Source organism: Jiangella asiatica, from assembly GCF_004349065.1.
In the GTDB taxonomy this organism is placed as follows: domain Bacteria; phylum Actinomycetota; class Actinomycetes; order Jiangellales; family Jiangellaceae; genus Jiangella; species Jiangella asiatica.
Window position 1 is genome coordinate 77,540 of record NZ_SMKZ01000002.1, and the last position, 22,190, is coordinate 99,729.

Genomic DNA, 22,190 nt, shown 5'->3' on the forward strand with positions numbered 1-22,190 from the left:
GGGTTGGGTCGGGGCCTATGTCTGGCGGTAGAGCCAGGGGGCGCTGGCGCGCAGCGCCGCCTGCAGCGCGATGAGGAGGTCCGAGCGCACCGACGGCATGGCCTTGGCGGTGCTGGCGACGTCCTGCGCCGGGGTTCCTCTCACTCCCAGCAGCAGCTGCAGATGCAGCGAGCGGACGTAGTCGAGCGTGTTCTCGCGGGCCGCGGCGCCCGGTGCCGGTGGCGGGGAGTCGTCCTGCCAGGCCAGCGTGAGCCGCTCCAGCCAGCTCTCCAGCGACTCGATGGCGATGAGGTCGCGGTGCAGGATGGACATGGTGGCGTAGGCCAGCCGCTGCTCCTCGCCGGCGGAGAACCGGTGCCGCGTCGGTGTGCCGAGCCGCTCGGCGACGACGTCGAGCAGCACCCGTAACTCGTCCGCGCCCAGGTGCCGTGACGCGCTGAGCGCGCCGAGGACGTCGGCACCGTGTACGACGGCGTTGGCCCAGCCTTGGCTGGGGGTCCAGCCGCGCAGGTCGCGCTCGGCGAGGAACCAGCCGACGGCTTGGTCGGCCCACGTCAGCACCGCGGTCGGATGCAGCCCGTGTGTGGTGTTGTCGCGGGCGATGACCTCGGCCAGGATGCTGGCGGAGTAGGAGCGTCGGAGCACCGACGTGGTGCCTTCCTCGCCGATGCCCTTGCGCAAACCGACCGCGAGCCCGTCGCCGAGACCGATCAGCAGCTCGTCGTACACGCCCTCGCGGACCCAGGCCTGCAGCACCGAATGCGCGATGTCCTCACGCACGTGCGGGTCGGTGTCGCCGAGCATGGTGACCAGCTCGATCGTCAGCTCGTCGAGGGCGGCGCCCTGGGGTAGCCGGAAGCCCCCCGCGACCACACGCTCCCAGTACGACTGCTGCACGGAGCAATCCTCGCAGAACCCCCTCAGCTGAGGGAAGCGAGGTGCTGCGGGCTACGCTCGACATCGTGCCGTCGCTCAACGACGTGGTCCACCGTCACACCGACCTCTCCGAGGCCGATCTGGACTGGTTGCATGCCCTGATCGCCGACTGGCAGTTGCTGGCCGACCTGTCCTTCGCCGACTTGGTGCTCTGGGTGCCCGACCGCGACGGCGACGGCTACCGCGCGGTGGCCCAGATGCGCCCCACCACCGGCCCGACGGCCTACGTCGAGGACCTCGTCGGCTCCTACCTGGCCAAGGGGCGCCGGCCACTGATCGATACCGCGTACACCGAGGGCGTCATCCGCCGCGAGGGCGACCCGGAGTGGTGGGACGACGTGCCGGTGCGGGTCGAGGCCATCCCGGTGCGGCACGAGGGCCGCGTCATCGCGGTCATCGGCCGGCACACCAACCTCGTCGCCGTCCGCACCCCGAGCCGGCTGGAGCTGTCATACCTGGAGTGCGGCAGCCAGCTCGCCACGCTCATCACCGAGGGCAGGTTCCCGCACTCCCGCGCCACCGACATGGGACGGCGCGGCGCGCCCCGGGTCGGCGACGGCCTGGTCCGACTCGACGCCGACGGCGTCGCGCTCTACGCCAGCCCGAATGCGGTGTCGGCGTACCGGCGGCTCGGCCTGGCCGCCGACCTGGTCGGCCAGCACCTCGGCAAGGCGACCGCGACGCTGGCGCCGCCGCCGGGAGCCCGCGACGAGCCGCTGGAGTCGGTGCTCGGCGGGCACCAGCACATCCGCACGGAGATCGAGGGCAACGGCGCGGTCATGACGCTGCGCGTCATCCCGCTGGACCCCGGCGGCCGGCACGTGGGCGCCCTGGTGCTGTGTCGCGACGTCACCGAGGTGCGCCGGCGCGAGCGTGAGCTGCTGACCAAGGACGCGACGATCCGCGAGATCCACCACCGGGTCAAGAACAACCTCCAGACGGTGGCGGCCCTGCTGCGGCTGCAGTCGCGGCGCATCGCGTCGGCGGAGGGCCGGGCCGCGCTGGACGAGGCGGTGCGCCGGGTCGGGTCGATCGCGATCGTGCACGAGACGTTGTCGCAGACCGTCGACGACACCGTCGCCTTCGACGACGTCGCCGACCGCCTCCTGGCCATGGTGGCGGAGGTCGCCTCGACGTCCGCGGAGGTCAAGGTGGGGCGCACCGGCACGTTCGGCGTGCTGGGTGCGGAGATCGCCACGCCGCTGGCGATGACGCTCACCGAGGTGCTGCAGAACGCCGTCGAGCACGGCCTGGACCGCCGGCAGGGCTCGGTCACGCTGACGGCGGACCGCCGCGACGGCCGGCTCGCGGTGACGGTTGACGACGACGGCGTCGGCCTGCCGGACGGCTTCGACCCGGCGACGACGGGGAACCTGGGGCTGCAGATCGTCCGGACCCTGGTCGTCGGTGAGCTGAGCGGCACGCTGGACATCGGGCCCCGCCCCGACGGCGGGACGCGGGTCGTGCTCGACCTCCCGGTCGCCACCTGACCACGAGCTGACGCCCTCGCGCCGTCTCCTCGGCGCGCCTACCTTTCCGGCCGCCTTTGCCCTGGGCGCACATAGGCGTCACCGCTGGGCCGCCATCCGCTGACCATCGCTCCGGCCGCGATGGTGCGTATATGCCACCAGCGCAAAGCGGATGGGCGCGGTGATCGGAGCCGCAGAGGCGCCCGGGCTCAACGCCGCAGGCCTCGGGCCTGCGCTTGGACATGCCGACGCCCCGCCGTTGGAGCGTTGGCGGGGCGTGAGCGGAGCCGGCCTGGACATGCCGACGCCCCGCCGTCCGGGGTCTGGCGGGGCGTGATGCGTCGGGGATGGTGCTGATCAGTAAGCGCGCGCCCGGGCTCGGGCGTTGCGGCGCTTGAGCGCGCGACGCTCGTCCTCGGACAGTCCACCCCAGACGCCGGCGTCCTGGCCGCTCTCCAGCGCCCAGCTCAGGCAGGCTTCGCGGACGTCGCAGCGCCGGCAGACGGTCTTGGCCTCCTCGATCTGGAGCAACGCGGGCCCGGTGTTGCCGATCGGGAAGAACAGCTCGGGGTCCTCGTCGCGACAGGCGGCACGGTGGCGCCAATCCATGGTTCTCACAGCTCCTTTATGGTGGTGCCGGACGGGTGACCGTCCAGCCACGTTGCACTACGTGAATTCGTTCACGAATCCCTGCCCGGCCGTGTCGCTGGCGACCGGAGGGGGATGGCGCGAAGTTCTGCGTGCGGCCTACCGCGCGCTCATGGCGCGCGTGTAACCGCGTGGCACTACCAGGGTGACAAGTTCGTAAGGCTTGTACAAGGGCTTTGTGTAATCCGTCTCATGAAGGTCGGTGTAGCGTCGGTCACAGTTCCAGTCCAAAACGGACAAGATGCGACCATAACGGCCGTCTACGGGGCTGGCAAGGGTCTGAGGACCCTGATCCCGGGGCAGCCCGGCCGGCCTGGCTTCGTATCGATGGCCGATGCCCTCAGTAGGCGACCCGCAGCGCGTTCGGCACCGACGTCAGCACGATCTCCGCGCGCTCGCCGATGTAGTCGCCGTCCACCTGGACCGGGAGCGGATCGGCGGTCGCGCGCAGCACGACCTGCTTGCGGTCGTGCAGCGAGACGACGTTGCGCCCGCGAGGGCCGCGGCGGGTGACCATCTGACCCAGCCGCATCAGCGTCGGGCCCAGCCGCAGCCCGGTCAGCCCGAACACGTCGAGACCCGCGTTGAGGTCGGCGTACGGGGTGGGCCGCAGCGGACGCGCACCCAGGTACGTCCACGGCGTGCAGTTGGTGATGATGACGACGGACAGCCCAGGCACCGGGTGGCCGCCGTCGGCGACCAGCTCGATGGTTCCGTGTGCGCGGTCGGGCTGGGCGAAGAAGCGCTTGATCGCGGTGCGCACGTAGAGCGGGACGGTGGACGTGCGGCCGCGGGCCCGCTCGGCCTCGACGGAGCGGATGACGTCGGCGTCCAGGCCGAAGCCCGCGGCGAAGGTGAAGTAGCGGTCGTCGAGGCGGCCCAGGCCGATGCTCTGCCGCCGGCCGGACCGCAGCGCGTCCAGGAGCAGACCGGTCGCCTCGACCGGGCTCTCCGGGATGCCGAGGTTGCGGGCCAGCACGTTGGTGCTGCCGCCCGGGATGATCGCGACGTCGGGCCGGTCGGCAAACCCGCCGGGGCCGGGAGCGGGCCGGTCGCCGTCGTCGTCGGCGAGCAGGCCGTTGGCGACCTCGTTGATCGTGCCGTCGCCGCCGACCGACACGATGAGGTCGACGCCGTCGGCGCGGGCCCGCCGGCTCAGCTCGGTCGCATGGCCGCGATGGGTGGTCTCGGCGACCTCGAGATCGAGGTCGTTGCTGAGCGCCGCCAGCAGCACGTCGCGGGTGCGCACCGACGTCGTGGTGGCGTTGGGATTGAGCACGACCAGAGCCCGCATGCCCGACAGCCTAAGAGGCGCGGTGTCGCCGGTGCGGCGGCAGGTCAGCGGAACATGCCCTCGCGTAGCTGGATGAGGGTGCGCGACAGCAGCCGCGACACGTGCATCTGCGAGATGCCGACCTCGCCGGCGATCTGCGACTGCGTCATGCCGCGGAAGAACCGCAGCACGATGATGCGGCGCTCCCGCTCCGGCAGGCCGGCCAGCAGCCGCGCCAGCGTCTCGCGGTTCTCCACACCCTCCAGGGCTTCGTCGTCGTGGCCGATGGTGTCGATCGTCGACGGCGCGTTCTCGCCCGGCTCCGGGGAGTCCAGCGAGACGGTGCTGTAGGCGGCCGCCGTCTCCAGCGCCTCGAGCACCTCCTCCTCGGTGGTGCGGGTGGCCTGCGCGAGCTCGGCGATGGTGGGTGACCGGCCCAGCTGCTGCAGCAGGTCGGTGGTCGCGGAACTGATCGACAGCCGCAGCTCCTGCAGCCGGCGCGGGACCCGGATGGCCCAGCCCTTGTCGCGGAACCACCGCTTGATCTCGCCGAGGATGGTGGGCGTGGCGTAGGTGGAGAACTCCGCGCCGCGCCCGGGGTCGTAGCGGTCGATCGCCTTGATCAGCCCGATGGTGGCGACCTGCACGAGGTCCTCGTACGGCTCTCCGCGCCCGGCGAACCGGCGGGCCAGGTGCTCGGCGAGCGGCAGGTGCAGCGTCGTCAGCCGGTTGCGGGCCTCCGCGCGCTCGGGGTCGTCCGGGTCGAGACGGGCGAGCAGGTCGAGCAGCGCCCGGCTGGTGGCGCGGTCGATGCCGGTGCGCTGCTCCGGCGGGTCGAAGGGATCGAGGTCGGCCGCGTCGAGGACGTCGGAGTCGGACTCCGAGCCGACCGCGGACGCGCCGCCGGCCGCGTCGGCATGGTCCGCATCGAGGGCTCCAGCGGCCGGCGCTTCGGCTCGGCTGGAGTAGCGCACCTCGGCAGGTCCCACCGGCTGTCTCAACCTCTCTTCTTGCGCAGCATGATGGACACCCGGCCGTCCTCCACGCGCGAGTGCACCTCGCCGGCCAGGGCTGACAGGACGGTCCAGGCGAAGCTGTCACGGCTGGGCAGGTCGGTCTTGGCCGCCGGCACCGAGACCACGACGTCCAGGATGTCGGGGTGGAGCTGGAAGCTGCAGTGCATGGTGGCGCCGGTCGTGGCGAGCGGCAGCAGCATCGCGCCCGCTTCGTCGACGGCGATGCGCAGGTCCTCGATCTCGTCGAGCGTGAACCCGATCCTGGCGGCCAACCGTGCGGCGGTGGTCCTCAGGACGGTGAGGTAAGCGCTGGACGCCGGCACCTGCAACTCGACAAGGTCACCGAACGACGAATCGGACTCGCTCACCAAACCTCCTCGTGTGTGTCGCACCCTCCGAACAGAGTGTCACACGTGGAGGTGTGCACCGTCAGGTCGGCCACCGGGGCGCGGTGTTCGGAAGGTCACCGAATCCTGTCATCCTCGCTGGTGCGCGCGCCCGTGCCCGGTGCCACGATCGCATAAAGAAGTTTCGCCCGCGCGGCTAGGCTCGAGGCATGATCGCCGCCTACGCCTCGAAGCTCGACGCCGACGATCCGCTGGCCGGACTCACCGTGGGGGAGCGGCCGGAGCCCGATGTGCCCGCCGGCTGGACCACCGTGACCGTCCGGGCCGCCGCACTGAACCACCACGACCTGTGGTCGCTGCGCGGCGTCGGCCTCGACGAGAAACGGCTGCCCATGATCCTGGGCTGCGACGCCGCCGGTGTCGACGAGGACGGCAACGAAGTGGTCGTCCACGCCGTCGTCTCCAACCCCGACTGGCGCGACGACGAGACCCTCGATCCCAAGCGGTCGCTGCTGTCCGAGCGCTACCAGGGCACGTTCGCCGAACGGGTCACGGTGCCGCGGCGCAACCTGGTGCCCAAGCCGCCCGGGCTGACGTTCGAGGAGGCCGCCTGCCTGCCGACCGCGTGGCTGACCGCCTACCGGATGCTCTTCACCCAGGCGGCGGTGCGTCCCGGCGACACCGTGCTGGTGCAGGGCGCCGGTGGCGGCGTCGCGACGGCGCTGGTGTCGCTCGGCGCCGCGGCCGGGACGCGGGTGTGGGTGACCTCGCGCGACCCCGCACGCGCCTCCAAGGTGCTGGAGCTCGGTGCCGACCGCCTGTTCCCCAGCGGCGAGCGCCTGCCCGAGCGCGTCGACGTCGTCCTGGAGACCGTCGGCGCCGCGACCTGGAAGCACTCCCTGCGCTCCCTCCGCCCCGGCGGCACGCTGGTCACCAGCGGCGCGACGTCCGGCTACTCGGCCGACACCGAGCTGAACCGGGTGTTCTTCCTGCAGTTGCGCATCCTCGGCTCGACGATGGGGACGCGGGACGAGCTGAGGCGCCTGATGGCGTTCTGCGAGCGCTCGGGGGTCCGGCCGGTCGTGCACGGCGTGCTGCCGCTGGACGAGGCGCGGGAGGGGTTCGCCGCCATGGAGCGCGGCGACGTGTTCGGGAAGGTCGTCTTCACCCCGTGAGCGCCCGAGGGAACGTCAGGTGACGTGGTACAGGTAGCGCCCGGGTGCGTCGAGGCGGAACGGTTCGGACGCGCTGACCCGGGTTGTGTGCCGGTGCTCACGACGTACCGCTCACGACGCGGCGCGAGGTACCCGGCGCTCCTTGACCGGCGTCTTGGGCGGCTCGACGCCCAGCCACGGGTACCAGCCGCCGTTGAGGACGAGGTACGCCAGCAGCCCGTAGCCGGCCTGGTCGGGGTGGAGGCCGTCGTCGGCCCGGGCCCGCTGCCAGGCTCCCTTGCCGGATAGCGGCTCGAACGTGGCGATGTAGGGCACGTCGAGGCTCGCGCACAGGGCCGCATAGGCGGCATCGAGCTCGCCGATCCGGCTGACCACGTCGTCGTCGCCGACCGGCGGCGGGCCGACGACGAGCGTCGGGACGCTCGTCGACGACAGGCCGAACTCCAGCGCGGCGGCGGAGCGAGCCGGCGAGACGCCGCGGTAGGCGTCGGCGACGCCCACGGCCAGCACCACGCGGTGCTCGTCGCCGCGGGCGAAGCGCGGCGCGCTCTCCATCGGCATCCGCACGACGATCTCCTCCGTCGCCTCGCCACGCACGCCCAGCGGGTACGCGGTCAACGCGATCCCCGTGGACGGCGGGGTGCGTGCGGCGACCCGGCCGACCCAGCCCAGTGCCTTCGGATCGCCGACCCCGGCGACGAACGAGTCGCCGAAGACGCAGACCCGCACGTCGCGTGGGTCAGCCACTCACTCGTCCTCGCTGTCGTCGTCGCTGCGGGCCAGCCAGGTGGCCAGCCGCTCGACCGCCGTCTCGAACTCCGGGTTCTGGTCGACGAAGTCGCGCATCCGCTCCGCCAGCCAGCCCAGGGTGACCTGCTCGTCGCCGCGGCGCTCGTCCAACTCCTCGATGCCGCGATCGGTGAAGTACATGGTGCTCGAAGCTCCAGCGGATCAGGCGAAGGCGGCGTCGTGCAGCGCCTTCTGCTGCTCGGTGTGTACGACGTGGTTGCCCACCGCCGGCGAGGTGCTGGCCGGCCTGGTGATGGGCGTGAACGGCAGGTCCTGAGGCACCTGGGGCGCCAGGTGCAGCGCCATGAACGGCCACGGACCCATGTTCTCCGGCTCGTCCTGGACCCAGCGCACCTCGCGGAGGTTGGGGAACGCGCCGAGCTCGCGCAGGATTTCGTCAGCAGGCAGTGGGTACAGCTGCTCGACCGGGAGGATCGCGGTGCGCTCGTCCGAACGCTTGCGCCGCTCCGCCAGCAGCTCCCAGGTGATCTTGCCGCTGCACAGCAGCACCCGTTCCACCGTGGCCGGGTCGATGCGCTCCGGGTCCGGCAGCACCGGCCGGAACGCCGTCGTGCCGGTGAAGTCGTCGGGCTGGGACACCGCCCGCTTGTTGCGCAGCATGGACTTCGGGGTGAAGACGACCAGCGGCCGGTGGTGCATCTCCAGCGCCTGCTGGCGCAGCAGGTGGAAGTGCGAGGCCGGGGTCGAGGGCTGGGCCACCCGGAAGGCGTCCTCCGCGGCCATCAGCAGGAACCGCTCCATGCGTGCCGAGGAGTGGTCCGCGCCCTGGCCCTCGTAGCCGTGCGGCAGCAGCAGCACGATGCCCGAATGCTGGCCCCACTTGGCCTCACCGGCGGTGATGAACTCGTCGATGATGGTCTGCGCGCCGTTGGCGAAGTCGCCGAACTGTGCCTCCCACAGCACCAGGGCCTCCGGCCGGGCGACGGAGTAGCCGTACTCGAAGCCCATGGCCGCGAACTCCGACAGCAGGGAGTCGTAGACGTAGAACTTCGCCTGGTTCTCGTCGAGGTTCTGCAGCGGGATGTGGGACTCGCCGGTGCGGCGGTCGACGATCGAGGCGAAGCGCTGCACGAACGTGCCGCGACGGCTGTCCTGGCCGGCCAGGCGCACCGGGCGGCCGTCGATCAGCAGCGAGCCGAACGCGGTGATCTCGGCGGTGGCCCAGTCGATGCCGCCCTCGGTGAGCGCCGACGCACGCCGCTGCAGCTGCGGCAGCACCTTCGGGTGCACGGTGAAGCCCTCGGGCACCGTCAGGTAGGCGTCGGCGATGCGCTTGAGCACCTCCGGCGACGTCGCGGTGACGAGCTCGCCGGAGGGTTCGGGCTTGTCCGGGTAGTTCGGCACGGTGGTGAACGACGTCGGCGCGGCCTGCCGGGTCTCGGCGAAGACCCGCTCCAGCTGCTTCTGGTAGTCGAGCAGGACCTGCTCGGCCTCCTCGATCGTGATGTCGCCGCGGCCGATCAGCGCCTCGGTGTAGAGCTTGCGCACCGGCCGCTTGGCCTCGATGAGGTCGTACATCAGCGGTTGGGTGTAGCTGGGGTCGTCGCCCTCGTTGTGGCCCCGGCGCCGGTAGCAGATCATGTCGATCACGACGTCCTTGTGGAACGTCTGCCGGAAGTCGAAGGCCAGGCGGGCCACCCGGGTGCAGGCCTCGGGGTCGTCGCCGTTGACGTGGAAGATCGGCGCCTGCACCATCCGCGCGACGTCGGTGGAGTACATCGACGAGCGGGACTGGTCGGGCGAGGTGGTGTAGCCGACCTGGTTGTTGACCACGACGTGCACGGTGCCGCCGGTCCGGTAGCCGCGCAGCTGCGAGAGGTTGAGCGTCTCGGCCACCACGCCCTGGCCGGCGAACGCGGCGTCGCCGTGCACCAGGATCGGCAGCACGGGGAACTCCTCGCCGCGGTCCAGGATGTCCTGCTTGGCGCGGGCGATGCCCTCGAGGACCGGGTTGACGGCCTCGAGGTGGCTGGGGTTGGCGGTCAGCGAGACCTTGATCTTCGAGCCGTCCAGGGCGGCGAACTCGCCGTCGGCGCCCAGGTGGTACTTGACGTCGCCGGAGCCCTGCACGGTGCGCGGGTCGATGTTGCCCTGGAACTCGCTGAAGATCTGGCCGTAGCTCTTGCCCACGATGTTGGCCAGCACGTTCAGCCGGCCCCGGTGGGCCATGCCGATGCAGGCCTCTTCCAGGCCCGCCTCGGCGGCCGCCTCGACGACCTCGTCGAGGATCGGGATGAGCGACTCGCCGCCCTCGAGCGAGAACCGCTTCTGCCCGACATACTTCGTCTGCAGGAAGGTCTCGAACGCCTCGGCCTGGTTGAGCTTGAGCAGGATGCGCAGCTGGTCCTCGCGCGGGGTGAGGTCGACCGGCTTCTCGACCCGCTCCTGGATCCAGCGCCGCTGCTCCGGCTCCTGGATGTGCATGTACTCGATCCCGACGGTGCGGCAGTAGGCGTTGCGCAGCACGCCGAGGATGTCGCGCAGCATCATGAACCGCTTGCTGCCGCCGAAGGAGCCGGTGGCGAACTCGCGGTCGAGGTCCCACAGGGTGAGGTTGTGGGTGCTGACGTCGAGGTCGGGGTGGGTGCGCTGCTTGTACTCCAGCGGGTCGGTGTCGGCCATGAGGTGGCCGCGGACCCGGTAGGCGTGGATGAGCTCCAGCACCCGGGCCTGCTTGCTGACCTCGTCCTCGTGGCTGGAGGTGACGTCGGTGGCCCACCGGATCGGCTCGTAGGGGATGCGCAGGGACCGGAAGATCTCGTCGTAGAAGCCGTCGTCGCCCAGCAGCTGCCCGTGGACGATGCGCAGGAAGTCGCCACTCTGCGCACCCTGGATGATCCGGTGGTCGTAGGTGCTGGTGAGCGTCATCGTCTTGGAGACGCCCAGCCTGGCCAGAGTCTCCGCGGCCGCGCCCTGGTACTCGGCCGGGTACTCCATGGCCCCGACGCCGATGATGGTGCCCTGGCCCTTCATCAGCCGCGGCACCGAGTGGACGGTGCCGATGGTGCCGGGGTTGGTCAGGGTGATGGTGGTGCCCTGGAAGTCGGCGACGGTGAGCTTGTTGTCGCGGGCGCGCCGGACGATGTCCTCGTAGGCCGCCCAGAACTCGGCGAAGTTGAGCTTCTCGGCGCCCTTGATGCTGGGCACGAGCAGCTGCCGGGTGCCGTCGGGCTTCTTCATGTCGATGGCCAGGCCGAGGTTGATGTGCCTGGGCTTGGACAGCGCCGGCTTGCCGTCGACCTCGGCGTAGGCGTAGTTCATGTCCGGCATCGTCGCCAGCGCCTTGACCAATGCGAACCCGATGATGTGCGTGAACGACACCTTGCCGCCGCGGGAGCGGGCGAGGTGGTTGTTGATGACGATGCGGTTGTCGACCAGCAGCTTGGCCGGGACGGCGCGCACGCTGGTGGCCGTCGGGACCTCGAGGCTGGTCTCCATGTTGGCCACCGTGCGCGCGGGCGCGCCGCGCAGCGTGACGAGCTCGGGCTCGTCGTCGCCCGTGGCGGGCGCCACGGCGGCCGGCTGCGCGGGGGCCGATTTGGCCGGCTGCGCGGGGGCCGATTTGGCCGGCTGCGCGGGAGCCGGCTTGGCCGGCGCCGCCTTGGCGGCGGCGTGCCTGGCCGGTGCGGGCTGTGACGGCGCGGAGCGCTCAGCGGGCGCGGCGGGCGCCGACGTGGCGGCGTTCGTGGCGGCGTTCGTGGACGGTGCGGCCGGCTTGGATGCTGTGCGCGATGCGGTAATCGCATCCTTCGTGCTCACGGTGGACCTCGCGTTGGACGGTGCGGTGGCGGCTGGCTTGGTGGGACCACGCTCGGAGAAGTATTCCGCCCACTGGGGGTCGACGCTGTTCGGGTCTTCGAGCCAGCTCTCGTAGAACTCCTCGACGAGCCACTCGTTCGGTCCGAATCCCGATGCCGGGCCGGTTGGGGCCACTGTCGCGTTCGCCTTCTTCCGTTCGAATCTGCGCGGCTGCTCTGGTACAGATTAGTCGCCGTCGCGGGTCGCGCGCATTGCCGTCATCGTGGCCTAGATCACTCACCGCGACAAGTCAACCCGGTGGCGGCGTGGCCGCGTCCGGGCTAGCCGGCGCGGTCGCGTGCTCGGCCACGGCTCAGGGGCATCCCTGACCTGTTCCCGATATCGCTCGCGCCGCCTTCAGTACCCGCCCGCCGCGCGGTTACCCTGGCGACGTCCGGGACCCTGGCCGCTGATCGGAGGCGTGCTGTGATCGAGCAGTACGTGGCGCGGCTGCGCCGCGAGGTCCGCGGGCCTCTGCTGCCCCGGCGCGGCATGATCAACGAGATCCGTGACGGGCTGCGCGACGCCGCCGCGGCGCACCGGTCCGCCGGCGCCACGCCCGCGGCGGCCGAGCGGCTCGCCGTCGAGGAGTTCGGGCCGGTCGGGCCGGTGGCGGCGGGCGTGCGTGCCGAGCTGGCCGCGGTCGCCGCGCGCTATCTGGCCGGCCTCGTCATCGTCCTGGGGTCCACCCAGTTCGCGCTGGCGCATTACACGTGGACGACGGCGGCGGCCGCCCAGGGATGGCCGGAGCCCACGTCGTGGTACTCCGCGCTGGCGCGGGTGGTGGACCTGTCGAGCGTCGCCTTCATGGTGCTCGCCGGTGTCTCGGTGCTCGCGCTGGGCCGCGGTGGCCGGGTGCTGCCGACGCGGCGAGTGGTCCAGGTGGTCGCCGTCGTGACCCTGGTCGACGTCGTCGCGCACATCGTCAGCGGCATGGTGCTCAGCGCGTACGCGCCGCAGAGCATGGCCGAGTGGGAGGGCCCGCAGCTGGTGGCGATGTCGGTGCTCTCCGTCGTCTCCACGGTCTGGATCAGCTGGGTGGCCTGGCGCTGCCTCTGGCTGACCTCACGTCGCCGGTGCGGTGCCGAGGATGGCGCTGACGACGGAGTTCATCTCCGCCCAGGCCTGCTGCTGCGCGACCAGGTGCGCTCGCCCTGACCGGGTGAGCTCGTACGTGCGGCGCTTGCGCCCGCCGACGGTGTCCCACGCGCTGCGCAGGTAGCCCAGCCGTTCGAGCCGGCGGAGCGCGGGGTAGAGCGTGCCGGTGGGCAGCTCGATGGCGCCGTCGCTGCGCGCGTGCAGCGCCTCGGCGATGGCGTACCCGTGCAGCGGCCGGTCCTTGACCACGGCCAGGATCATCGCGTCGAGGTGCCCGCGGAGAGCGTCGGCCTTCATGTCGGCAGTCTACTCATCACTAGTGTAGCCTGCCTACATGTAGCGAGGCGCTGCACACCCGGGGGAGGGGTTGCGGAATGAGTGCGCTGGACCTGTCGCGCCTGCAGTTCGCGCTGACGGCGATCTTCCACTTCCTGTTCGTGGTGCTCACGCTGGGACTCGCGCCGGTCGTGGCGTTCCTGCAGACCCGCTGGGCCGTCACTGGCAAGGAGGTCCACGAGCGGCTGACCAGGTACTGGGGCCAGCTGTACGTCGTCAACTACGCGATGGGGATCGTCGTCGGGCTGGCCATGGAGTTCCAGTTCGGGCTGCACTGGAGCGGCCTGATGACGTACGCGGGCGACGTGTTCGGCGCGCCGCTGGCCACCGAGACGCTGGTCGCGTTCTTCCTCGAGTCCACGTTCCTCGGCCTGTGGATCTTCGGGTGGAACCGCCTGAACCGGTGGGTGCACACCTCGCTGATCTGGCTCGTCGTGCTGACGGCGTACCTCTCGGCGTTCTGGGTCATGGTCGCCAACGGGTTCCTGCAGAACCCCGTCGGGCACGTCGTCGAGGACGGGGTCGCGCGCGTCGAGGACGTCGGCGCACTGCTGTCCAACCAGCAGGCCGTCGGGGCGCTGCTGCACATCGTGCCGGTCTGCCTGCTGACCGGCAGCGTCGTGATGGTCGGCATCTGCTCGTGGCACTTCCTGCGCGGCACGCCCGACGTCGACTTCTTCCGCCGCTCGCTGCGGGTCGCCGTCATCATCGGCGCGATCGCCGCGACCTTCGCCGTCGGCAACGGCTACGCGCAGTTCGGCTACCTCACCGACGGCAAGGAGCTGGCGTTCGGCGGTAGCGCCGCGGAGCGTGCGGAGTTCCAGGCCCAGATGGAGGCGCTGCACGGGCCGGGCGACTGGACGCCGCCGACGTGGATCTCGTTCGCCTGGCCGCTCATGGAGATCAGCGGCAGCCTGTACATGATCGTCTTTTTCGGGCTGGTGCTGCTGCTGGTCAAGAACGCGTTCGACCGGTTCCGGCCGGCGTGGTTCGGCCGCTTCTGGCACCGCTTCTACGTGTGGACGCTGCCGTGGCCTCTCGTCGTCGTGGCCTGCGGCTGGCTGCTGCGCGAGGTCGGCCGGCAGCCGTGGGTCGTCTACGGCGAGCTGACCACCGCCGACGCCGTCTCGCCGCACGGCACCGCGACCGTGCTGACCAGCCTGATCGTGTTCACCACGCTGTTCGCGGTGCTGGCAGTGCTGGACTGGTGGCTGATCGCGCGGCTGGCCCGGCGGGGGCCACACGACCTCGTCCTCGGATCGGACGGAACCGGCGAGGACGCCGAGGACACCCCGGGTGAGCTCGTGACGGCGGGAAGGACCTGACGATGGACGTGCTGTGGCTGTGCCTGCTGGGGCTCATGCTGACCGGGTGGTTCGTGCTCGACGGCGCCAACCTCGGCCTGGGCATGTCGTTGCGGCGCATCGGCCGGACCGGGCCTGAGCGCCGGCTGCTGCTGACCGCGCTCGGCCCATTCCTGCTCGGCGGCGAGGTGTGGCTGGTCGCGGCGGCCGGGCTGCTCATCGGCGCGTTCCCGGCACTGGAGAAGGACCTCCTCTCCGCCTACTACCCGCTCGTCGTGACGTTCGTGGTGGCCTGGGTGTTGCGCGACATCGGCGTCTGGTTCCGCAGCCGCCGCCCGTCGCCGGCCTGGCGGCACAGCTGGGAACGGGTGATCATCGCCGCGAGCACCGTGTTCGCCTTCGCGTGGGGCACGTTGCTCGGCAACATCGCACAGGGGGTGCCCGAGAGCGGGCGACCGGGTGTTGAGACACTGGTGGGGCCTTATTCGCTGTTGTGGGGGGCCGCCGTGGTCGCCGTGTTCACGCTGCATGGCGCGGTCTTCGCCGCGCTGCGGCTGCCGCATGGCCGGCGTGCCCGGGCCACGCCGACGATCCGCCGCGCCGGGGGTGCCGCACTGGCGCTGCTGGCCGCCGCCGGCGTCGCCACCCCGGCGTTCAGCGTCGACCTCGCCCGCCCGCTGCCGGCCGCGCTGGTCGGCATCATCGTCGTTGCCGCCGTGACTGTCGCGTTGCGGCTGGTCGAGCGCGGCCGCGACGGCTGGGCCTACGCCTGCACCGCGGTGGCCGCGGCCGCGCCGGTGCTGGCCGTCGGGCTCGCCACCGCGCCCCGGCTGCTCGACGGCCTGGCGCACGACAGCACCCTCGACCTGCTGGGCTACGTCGTGTTCCCGGCCATCCCGCTGCTGATCGCCGTCCAGGCCTGGATGTGGTGGGTGTTCCGCGACCGTGTGGGCGTCCGATCGGCGGTGTTCTTCTGAACCAGCTCGCCCGCCGGCTGCTCGCCAGCCTCCCCGCCTACCGCGTCATCGCCCTGGCCTTCACCGTCCTGGCGGTGGCCGGGGCCGTCGCCATCCTCGTCCAGGCGGAACTGCTGGCCCGGGCGCTGGCCGACGGCGTCCTCTCGCGGTCCGGCGCCGAGGCGCTCGCAGGGACCCTGGCGCTGCTGGCCGGGGTCTTCGCGGTGCGGGCCGGGCTGTCGTGGGCGCAGCAGGCACTGGCCCAGCGTGCGGCCGCCTCGATCAAGGCGTCGCTGCGCCGGCGGCTGTTGCGACGCACCCAGGAGCTGGGCCCCGGGTGGCTGACCGGCCAGCACAGCGGCGCGCTCACCACCACGCTCGGGCGCGGCCTGGACGCGCTCGAGCCCTACTTCACCGGATACTTCCCGCAGCTGTTCGTCGCCGCCGTGGTGCCGCTCGCGGTGCTGGTGCGCCTCGCCGTCGCAGACCTCGCCTCCGCCGTCATCGTCCTGGTGACACTGCCGCTCATTCCGATCTTCGGCATCCTGGTCGGGCTGTCCACCAAGCGGGCCACCGAGCGCCAGTGGCGCTCGTTGGAACGCCTCGGCGGCCACTTCCTCGACCTGGTCGCGGGACTGCCGACCCTGCGCGCCTTCGGCCGGGCCCGCGCCCAGGCGGTCGCCGTGCGCAGGACCGCGGACGAACACCGTGTCGCGACCATGGGAACGCTTCGCATCGCGTTCCTGTCCGCGCTCGTGCTCGAGCTGGTGGCGACGCTCTCGGTCGCACTGGTCGCCGTCCCCGTCGGGCTGCGCACCCTCGACGGAGGCATGGACCTGGAGACGGCACTGCTCGTGCTGCTGCTCGCTCCCGAGGCGTACCTGCCGCTGCGGGCGCTCGGGTCACAGTTCCACGCCAGCACCGAAGGGCTGGCGGTCGCGTCGCGTGCGTTCGCAGTGTTGGACGAGCCGGATGCGCACGGGGCGGCGGACTCCGGTCGCCCCGAACGTGCGGTTGTCGCGCGCGCTCATGAAGCTGGTGCGCCCTGCGTGGTGCGGTTCGAAGGGGTCTCGGTGCGGTATCCAAGACGCGACGAGCCGGCGCTGGACGACCTGTCGCTGACGGTCGCGCCGGGGGAGCGGGTCGCGCTGGTCGGGCCGAGCGGCGCGGGCAAGAGCACGCTGCTGAACGTGCTGCTCGGGTTGGTCGTCGCCGATGCCGGCCGGGTCACACTCACCAAGGCCGACGGCGCCGAGCTCGACCTCGACACCGTCGACGTGCAGGAGTTGCGGAGACAGCTCGCGTGGGTCCCGCAGCGCCCGCACCTGTTCGCCCGCACCGTCGCCGAGAACATCCGGCTCGGCCGTCCCGACGCCGGCGACGACGACGTCGTCCGGGCCGCGCGGCTGGCGCACGCCGACGAGTTCGTCACCGACCTGCCGCGGGGCTACGACACCCCGCTGGGCGAACGCGGCGCCGGCCTGTCCGCCGGCCAGCGGCAGCGCATCGCCCTGGCCAGGGCGTTCCTGCGCGATGCGCCGCTGCTGCTGCTCGACGAGCCGACCGCCGGTCTGGACGCCGGGAGCGAGGCCGCCGTCGTCGACGCCACTTCGCGGCTGATGGCCGGCCGCACCGTCCTGGTGGTCGCGCACCGGCCGGCGATGGTCGCCGACGCGGACCGGGTCGTGCGGCTAGAGCACGGACGCATCGTCGGCGGGTCCGACCGCACCGCGTTAGGTGTCGGCTGATGGCGAATCGATCCGCCCGCACCCGGTACGGGCCGATCCGCCGGATGCTCGGCATGCTTCGGGCACACCTCGGCAGGCTGGTCCTGGCGGTCTCCGCGTCGGTCGTCACCGAGCTGGCCGCCCTGGCGCTGATGGGCACGGCCGCCTGGCTGCTCGCAAGGGCCGCCCAGCAGCCGCCGCTCGCCGCGCTGTCGCTGGCCATCGTCGGGGTGCGGGCCTTCGCCACCGCGCGCGGCGTCTTCCGCTACGGCGAGAGACTGGCCGGCCACGATGCCGCGCTGCGGGCCCTGGCCACGCTCCGCGGCCGCGTCTACGACGCGCTGGTGCCACTGGCGCCGTCCGGCCTGCCGGCCTACCGCAGCGCCGACCTGCTCAGCCGCATGGTGTCCGACGTCGAGGCGGTGCAGGACCTGGTGGTCCGGGTCCTGGTGCCGGTGAGCACCGCCGTCGTGGTCGCCGGCGTCGCGGTCGGGTTCACCGCGCTGGTGCTGCCGCCCGCCGCCGTCGTGCTCGCGATCGGGCTGGCGTTGGCCGGCGTCGTCGTCCCGCTGCTCATGGTGTCCGCCGCCCGCCGGACCGCCCGCCGGCTGGCACCGGCCCGGGCCGAGCTCGCCGAGCGGCACACCGACCTGCTGCACGGCAGTGCCGACCTCGCCGCCTTCGGCGCGACGGAGCAGGCGCTGACCGACGCCGAGCGGGCCGGCGAGCGGCTGGCCAGGCTCGAGCGCGGCACCGCGCTGACCACCGCGCTCGGCGGCGCGGGCTCGATGCTCGTACAGGGCGCCACCACGGTCGCGGTCACCGTGCTGGCCCTGGACGCCGGGTCGCTGGCCGGGGTCATGGTGCCGGTGCTGGCGCTGGTCGCGCTGATCTCGTTCGAGCCGGTGCTGCCCCTGGTGCCGGCCGTACAGCGGCTGCTGGAGTCGCGGGCGTCGATGCGCCGCGTGCTGGCCGTGCTTGACGCGAGACCGCCGGTGGCCGAGCCGGCGTCGCCGCTGCCGGCGCCGGGCCGTGACGTCACCGTCGAGCTGCGCTCGGTGTCGGTGCGGTACCCGGAAGCGTCACGCGACGCTGTCGACGGTGTCGACCTGCGCCTCACACCCGGCCGACGGGTCGCCGTCGTCGGGACCAGCGGTTCGGGCAAGAGCACCCTGCTCGCCTGCCTGATGCGCTTCATAGAACCGTCTGCCGGCACGGTCCTGCTGAACGGGCACGACGTGCGCGACTACGACGGTGACGACGTGCGGGCCGTGATCACCGGGGTGACCCAGGACGCTCACCTGTTCCACACCACGATCCGCGAGAATTTGCGCCTGGCCAGGCCGGACGCCTCCGACGACGACCTGCTCGGCGCACTGGAGCTGGCCCGGCTGCGCGACTGGGTGTCGTCGCTGCCGGCCGGGCTGGACACCGAGGTCGGCGAAGGCGGCGGGCAGGTCTCCGGCGGGCAGCGGCAGCGCCTCGCACTGGCCCGGGCGCTGCTGGCCGACCCGCCTGTGGTCCTGTTGGACGAGCCCACCGAGGGCCTGGACCCGCAGACCGCCGACGAGCTGGTGGCCGATCTGCTGGCCACCACCCGCGGGCGCTCGACGGTGCTGGTGACGCACCGGCTGTTCGGCCTGGACGGCGTCGACGAGGTGGTCGTGCTCCACGCGGGCCGTGTCGTCCAGCGCGGCACCCACGCCGACCTGGTCGCCGTCGCGGGCCCCTACCAAGACCTCTGGTGGGCCTCCCATCCCGCCCCCGCCTCGAAATGATCACGTTCAGCACGAAATCTCGTGTCACACCATGCCTGTGAGCCTCGTGAGGCACAGGTAATCCTGGTGATGCTCGGGCTTGGGCGAGGTCGGCCCAGAGGTCCTCGGGGTCCTCGATCCCGACGGACAGCCGCAGCAGGGACTCGTCGACGGTGGGGCTCTCGGTGGGCCATCGGCGCCGGCGCTCCAGCGACGACTCCACGCCACCGAGGCTGGTCGAGTGAACCCACAGCTGTACCGACTCGACGACCTTGTCCGCGGTCGCGGCGCCACCGGTTACCTCGATCGAGCACATGGTGCCGAACCCGGGGTAGCGGACCTTGGTCACCGCGGGATGCTGCTCCAGCCGTGACGCCAGCAGCGCCGCGGTCGTCTGCGCCCGCTCCAGTCGTACGGACAGCGTCCGCAGCCCACGCAGCGCCAAATACGCCTCCATCGGGCCGGGGATGGAGCCGTGCAGCCGCCGGTGGGCGTCCAGCCGCGCGTAGAAGTCGTCGGACCCGCTCACGACCGCCCCGAGCACCAGGTCGGAGTGGCCGGACAGCAGCTTGGTGACGCTGTGCACGACGATGTCGGCACCGAGCTCCAGCGGCCGCTGCAGCAGCGGCGTGGCGAACGTGTTGTCGACGACGGTGACGGCGCCGGCCGCGCGGGCCGCTGCGGCCGCTGCGGCGATGTCGGCGACGTCGAGGTTGGGGTTGGTCGGCGACTCCAGCCAGACCATGGTCGCGCCCTCGGCCGCGGCGGCCACGGCGGCCGCGTCGTCCATCCGCACCTGCCGCAACGTCGCCCGGCCTTGGGCGCCGCGCTCGCGCAGCTGGTCCAGCACGCCGAGGTAGGCGCAGTCGGGTGTGGCGACGACGGCGCCCTCCGGCAACAGCGACAGCACGGCGCTCGACGCCGCCAGCCCGGAGGCGAAGGCGAGCGCCCGGCCGCCCTCGAGGTCGCCGAGCACGGACTCGAGGGCCGTCCACGACGGGTTGCCGTAGCGGCCGTAGCCGATCTCGCCGCCGGCGTGGAACGTCGAGGCGAAGGTGACCGGCTCGTTGAGCGGGGCGTCCGGGGTGCGGACCGGCCGGCCGGCGGTGACGACACGGGTTGCGGCGGACGGCGAGTCAGGGGAGGACATGCCAGCCAGTATGCGCGATCTCCGGCCTGCTCCCGTGATCATCAACGATCACGGGACGGCCAGGGTCAGGGACACCGAGGACGTCCGGCTCTGCCCCGGGTCGATGGTGATCTGCGTGCCTGTCGTGCGGCGCACCGTGGCGATGCCGCGTCCGGGCCAGCTGGTGGCCGGCTCCAGCGCCAGCACGTAGGCATCGGAGTAGAACGGGAACCCGGTCCGTCCACCGGCCTCCAGCCAGTACCAGGCGTACGGCATCAGGCTGGCGTCCCAGGTCAGGTCGGCGCGCAGGCCGAGTTCGTCGTTGACGATGCCGGCCCGTCCCTCGGCGAAGTCGCCCAGGTAGGCCAGCCGGCTGACACCGGAGCGCGGCTCGGGCAGCCGGCTGAGGTCGGCGCCGTCGTCCGGCCCGGCACCGGGCAGCGCCGGCCAGGCGGCGTGCGCCGACGGGTCACGGTGCACGGTGCGCGCGGACGTCTCGACCCGGGCGCCCGGCCCGATCAGCGGCGCGCCGAACGCCGGGTGCTGGCTCCACATGACCTCGATCGGCTCGGCCGCCTCGTTCGTCGCGGTCTCGGCGACGGTGACCGTGGGGCCGGTCACGGTGATCCGCTTGACGACGGAGAACGGGCTGCGGACCAGTTGGGTGCTGAGCTCGACGGCACCAGGACCATCGGCGCGCCAGTCGTAGGCGGCCAGCCACGCCTCCCCGTGCATGCCCCACTCGACGCCGTGCTCGACCGCGGCGTCTCCGCCATTCGGGAACACCGTCTGCCAGCCGCCGGGGTAGGCGTGCATGAGCAACGTCTCGCTGGAACCGGCGGTGACGCTCTCGCCGCGGACCCGTAGGCCCCAGCGGGTGTGCCACATGACGTCGACGCCGAGCGGCCGCCACCGCACGGAAGTCACGTCGCCGCCCTTGCCAGGTACGACGTCGACGTCGAGCTCGTCGGAGCCGAGATGGACGATCTCCCAGCCACGGGACGTCGAGACGCGGATGTCGGACACGCTGGGCCTCCTGCCATTCGGCCGCCGGATCGGCAGCAGGCAGCGTAGCGGCCGGCTACGGGGCCGGGTGCAACGCGTCATAGCGGAGGAACCGCCGCTGGGCGAGTGCGAGCGTCACCACGACCGCCACGCACAGCAGCCCGCCGGCGACGGCGGCCAGCGCCTCGCCGCTGACCTCGGCCATCGAACCGAGCGCCAGATCGCCCAGGCGCGGACCGCCCGCGACCACCACGATGAACACGCCCTGCAACCGCCCGCGCAGCTCGTCCGGAGTGGCCGCCTGCAGGATCGTCTGACGGAAGACGGCGCTGACGGTGTCCGCGGCCCCGGCCAGCGCCATGCACACCACCGCCGGCCACAGCGCCCAGTGCGCGTCGCCGCCGTCGCCGGTGCCGCCGTGGCCCTCCGGCGTCAGCAGCAGCACCACCCCGAACGCCGCAACGGCCAGGCCCCAGCCGACCACCGCGACCACGACCGCGAGCCCCTGCCGGCGCACGTGTCCCAGCGGCCCGGAGAGGAGCCCGGCCAGGAACGACCCGGCGGCCACCCCGGACACCAGGATGCCGACCGTCGTCGACCCGCCGCCGAGCAGCGTCGCCGCGACGGCCGGGAACAGCACCCGTGGCATCGCCAGGACCATCGCCGCGAGGTCGACGAGGAAGGTCATCCGCACGTTCGGCCGGGTACGCAGATAGGACAGGCCTTCCATCACCGACGTCAGCCCGGCGCGCCGGAACCGGCCCTCCGGCGGCAGCGGCGGCAGCGCCATCACCGTCGTCAGCGCCACCGTCAGCAGCACCGCCTCGATGCTGTAGGTCCACCCGTAGCCGACCTGGTCGATGAGCACGCCGGCCAGCAGCGGCCCGACGGTCAGGCCCAGGCTCGTCGACATGCTCGCCAGCGCGTTCGCCGCCGGGAGCAGCCGCATGGGTAGCAGCCGTGGGATGATCGCCGCCCGGGCGGGAGAGTTGATCGCGAAGAGCCCGTTCTGCGCCGCGACCAGCAGGTACAGCAGCCACACCTGACCGACGTCGAGCCAGGCCTGCACGGCGAACGCGGTGGCGACCAGCAGCAGGCCGCTGGAGGTGAGGATGACGATGCGGCGGCGGTCGTGCGCGTCGACGATCGACCCGCCGTAGAGCCCGAGCACAACCAGCGGCCCCAGAGCGAACAGCCCGACCAGTCCGACGCTGAAGGTGGAGTCCGTGAGGTCGTACACCTGCAACCCGACGGCGACGGTGGTGAGGTGGGTGCCGATGCCGGAGAGCGAGATGCCGATCCACAACCGCCGGTACGGGACGCTGACCCTGAGCGGGGTAAGGTCCAACAACAGCCGGCGCACCTGCACATCTTGACAGCGGCATTTCCCGATCGGGCTGGCGGGT

General features: G+C 72.1%; 18 protein-coding genes and 1 pseudogene. 7 read left to right on the plus strand and 12 right to left on the minus strand.

Annotated features, from left to right (window positions below; all coding sequences use genetic code 11):
• Window positions 1-15: 15 nt before the first annotated feature.
• Window positions 16-897, minus strand: coding sequence for a DUF2785 domain-containing protein (locus E1269_RS02245; RefSeq protein WP_131890621.1), 882 nt, complete (start codon window positions 895-897; stop codon window positions 16-18).
• A 65-nt stretch (window positions 898-962) separates the two neighbouring features.
• Between E1269_RS02245 and E1269_RS02250 the strand changes: the two genes are divergently transcribed.
• The gene (locus E1269_RS02250) at window positions 963-2,426 is read left to right on the plus strand and encodes a sensor histidine kinase (RefSeq protein WP_131890623.1); all 1,464 of its coding nucleotides are present in this window, start codon (window positions 963-965) and stop codon (window positions 2,424-2,426) included.
• 336 nt (window positions 2,427-2,762) lie between these two features.
• Here the strand turns inward: E1269_RS02250 and E1269_RS02255 are convergent, their stop codons facing one another.
• From E1269_RS02255 to E1269_RS02270, 4 genes are all read right to left on the minus strand, one after another.
• The gene (locus tag E1269_RS02255; RefSeq protein ID WP_053203257.1) at window positions 2,763-3,014 is read right to left on the minus strand and encodes a WhiB family transcriptional regulator; all 252 of its coding nucleotides are present in this window, start codon (window positions 3,012-3,014) and stop codon (window positions 2,763-2,765) included.
• A gap of 379 nt (window positions 3,015-3,393) precedes the next feature.
• Window positions 3,394-4,347: a diacylglycerol/lipid kinase family protein gene (locus E1269_RS02260; RefSeq protein ID WP_131890625.1), complete on the minus strand. Its 954-nt coding sequence runs from the start codon at window positions 4,345-4,347 to the stop codon at window positions 3,394-3,396.
• A gap of 44 nt (window positions 4,348-4,391) precedes the next feature.
• The gene (locus E1269_RS02265; protein WP_131890628.1) at window positions 4,392-5,327 is read right to left on the minus strand and encodes an RNA polymerase sigma factor SigF; all 936 of its coding nucleotides are present in this window, start codon (window positions 5,325-5,327) and stop codon (window positions 4,392-4,394) included.
• The gene (locus tag E1269_RS02270; protein ID WP_239000743.1) at window positions 5,324-5,710 is read right to left on the minus strand and encodes an ATP-binding protein; all 387 of its coding nucleotides are present in this window, start codon (window positions 5,708-5,710) and stop codon (window positions 5,324-5,326) included. The genes E1269_RS02265 and E1269_RS02270 overlap by 4 nt, the downstream gene beginning before the upstream one ends.
• Before the next feature lie 188 nt (window positions 5,711-5,898).
• Between E1269_RS02270 and E1269_RS02275 the strand changes: the two genes are divergently transcribed.
• The gene (locus tag E1269_RS02275) at window positions 5,899-6,864 is read left to right on the plus strand and encodes a zinc-binding dehydrogenase (protein ID WP_131890633.1); all 966 of its coding nucleotides are present in this window, start codon (window positions 5,899-5,901) and stop codon (window positions 6,862-6,864) included.
• Between the two features lie 111 nt (window positions 6,865-6,975).
• Here the strand turns inward: E1269_RS02275 and E1269_RS02280 are convergent, their stop codons facing one another.
• Genes E1269_RS02280 through E1269_RS02290 form a run of 3 tightly spaced genes read right to left on the minus strand, consistent with a single transcriptional unit; the run spans window position 6,976 to window position 11,607 of the window.
• Window positions 6,976-7,611, minus strand: coding sequence for a GDSL-type esterase/lipase family protein (locus tag E1269_RS02280; protein WP_131890635.1), 636 nt, complete (start codon window positions 7,609-7,611; stop codon window positions 6,976-6,978).
• Window positions 7,612-7,794, minus strand: a complete 183-nt coding sequence (locus E1269_RS02285; RefSeq protein WP_131890638.1) for a DUF6104 family protein — start codon at window positions 7,792-7,794, stop codon at window positions 7,612-7,614.
• Window positions 7,795-7,815: 21 nt separating this feature from the next.
• Complete coding sequence (locus E1269_RS02290) at window positions 7,816-11,607, minus strand: multifunctional oxoglutarate decarboxylase/oxoglutarate dehydrogenase thiamine pyrophosphate-binding subunit/dihydrolipoyllysine-residue succinyltransferase subunit (protein WP_131890641.1); 3,792 nt, start codon at window positions 11,605-11,607, stop codon at window positions 7,816-7,818.
• Window positions 11,608-11,898: 291 nt separating this feature from the next.
• Here E1269_RS02290 and E1269_RS32075 point away from each other — a divergent pair, with 291 nt between their 5' ends.
• Window positions 11,899-12,630: a permease prefix domain 1-containing protein gene (locus tag E1269_RS32075; protein ID WP_162606193.1), complete on the plus strand. Its 732-nt coding sequence runs from the start codon at window positions 11,899-11,901 to the stop codon at window positions 12,628-12,630.
• Here the strand turns inward: E1269_RS32075 and E1269_RS02300 are convergent.
• Window positions 12,538-12,867: a PadR family transcriptional regulator gene (locus E1269_RS02300; protein WP_131890644.1), complete on the minus strand. Its 330-nt coding sequence runs from the start codon at window positions 12,865-12,867 to the stop codon at window positions 12,538-12,540. The two genes, E1269_RS32075 and E1269_RS02300, sit on opposite strands and share 93 nt — an antisense overlap.
• A gap of 77 nt (window positions 12,868-12,944) precedes the next feature.
• Here E1269_RS02300 and E1269_RS02305 point away from each other — a divergent pair, with 77 nt between their 5' ends.
• The 4 genes from E1269_RS02305 to cydC are packed head-to-tail and all read left to right on the plus strand — an operon-like array spanning window position 12,945 to window position 18,671.
• A complete protein-coding gene (locus tag E1269_RS02305; RefSeq protein WP_131890646.1) occupies window positions 12,945-14,231 on the plus strand; it encodes a cytochrome ubiquinol oxidase subunit I in 1,287 nt (428 codons plus the stop codon).
• A gap of 2 nt (window positions 14,232-14,233) precedes the next feature.
• Entirely contained in the window at window positions 14,234-15,187 is a 954-nt protein-coding gene (locus tag E1269_RS02310; protein ID WP_131890648.1) for a cytochrome d ubiquinol oxidase subunit II, read from the plus strand.
• Entirely contained in the window at window positions 15,139-16,914 is a 1,776-nt protein-coding gene (gene cydD, locus E1269_RS02315) for a thiol reductant ABC exporter subunit CydD (protein WP_203432766.1), read from the plus strand. The genes E1269_RS02310 and cydD overlap by 49 nt, the downstream gene beginning before the upstream one ends.
• Window positions 16,914-18,671: a thiol reductant ABC exporter subunit CydC gene (cydC, locus tag E1269_RS02320; protein ID WP_203432768.1), complete on the plus strand. Its 1,758-nt coding sequence runs from the start codon at window positions 16,914-16,916 to the stop codon at window positions 18,669-18,671. Before cydD ends, cydC begins: the two co-directional genes overlap by 1 nt.
• Window positions 18,672-18,807: 136 nt before the next feature.
• Here cydC and E1269_RS34110 read toward each other — a convergent pair.
• From E1269_RS34110 to E1269_RS02335, 3 genes and pseudogenes are all read right to left on the minus strand, one after another.
• A pseudogene (locus tag E1269_RS34110) lies at window positions 18,808-19,842 on the minus strand (trans-sulfuration enzyme family protein); the annotation flags it as partial.
• Between the two features lie 6 nt (window positions 19,843-19,848).
• Window positions 19,849-20,805 carry an aldose 1-epimerase gene (locus E1269_RS02330; RefSeq protein ID WP_162606194.1) on the minus strand — a complete coding sequence of 319 codons (957 nt, stop codon included), beginning with the start codon at window positions 20,803-20,805 and terminating at the stop codon, window positions 19,849-19,851.
• A gap of 55 nt (window positions 20,806-20,860) precedes the next feature.
• A complete protein-coding gene (locus tag E1269_RS02335) occupies window positions 20,861-22,147 on the minus strand; it encodes an MFS transporter (RefSeq protein ID WP_131890654.1) in 1,287 nt (428 codons plus the stop codon).
• Between the last annotated feature and the right edge of the window lie 43 nt (window positions 22,148-22,190).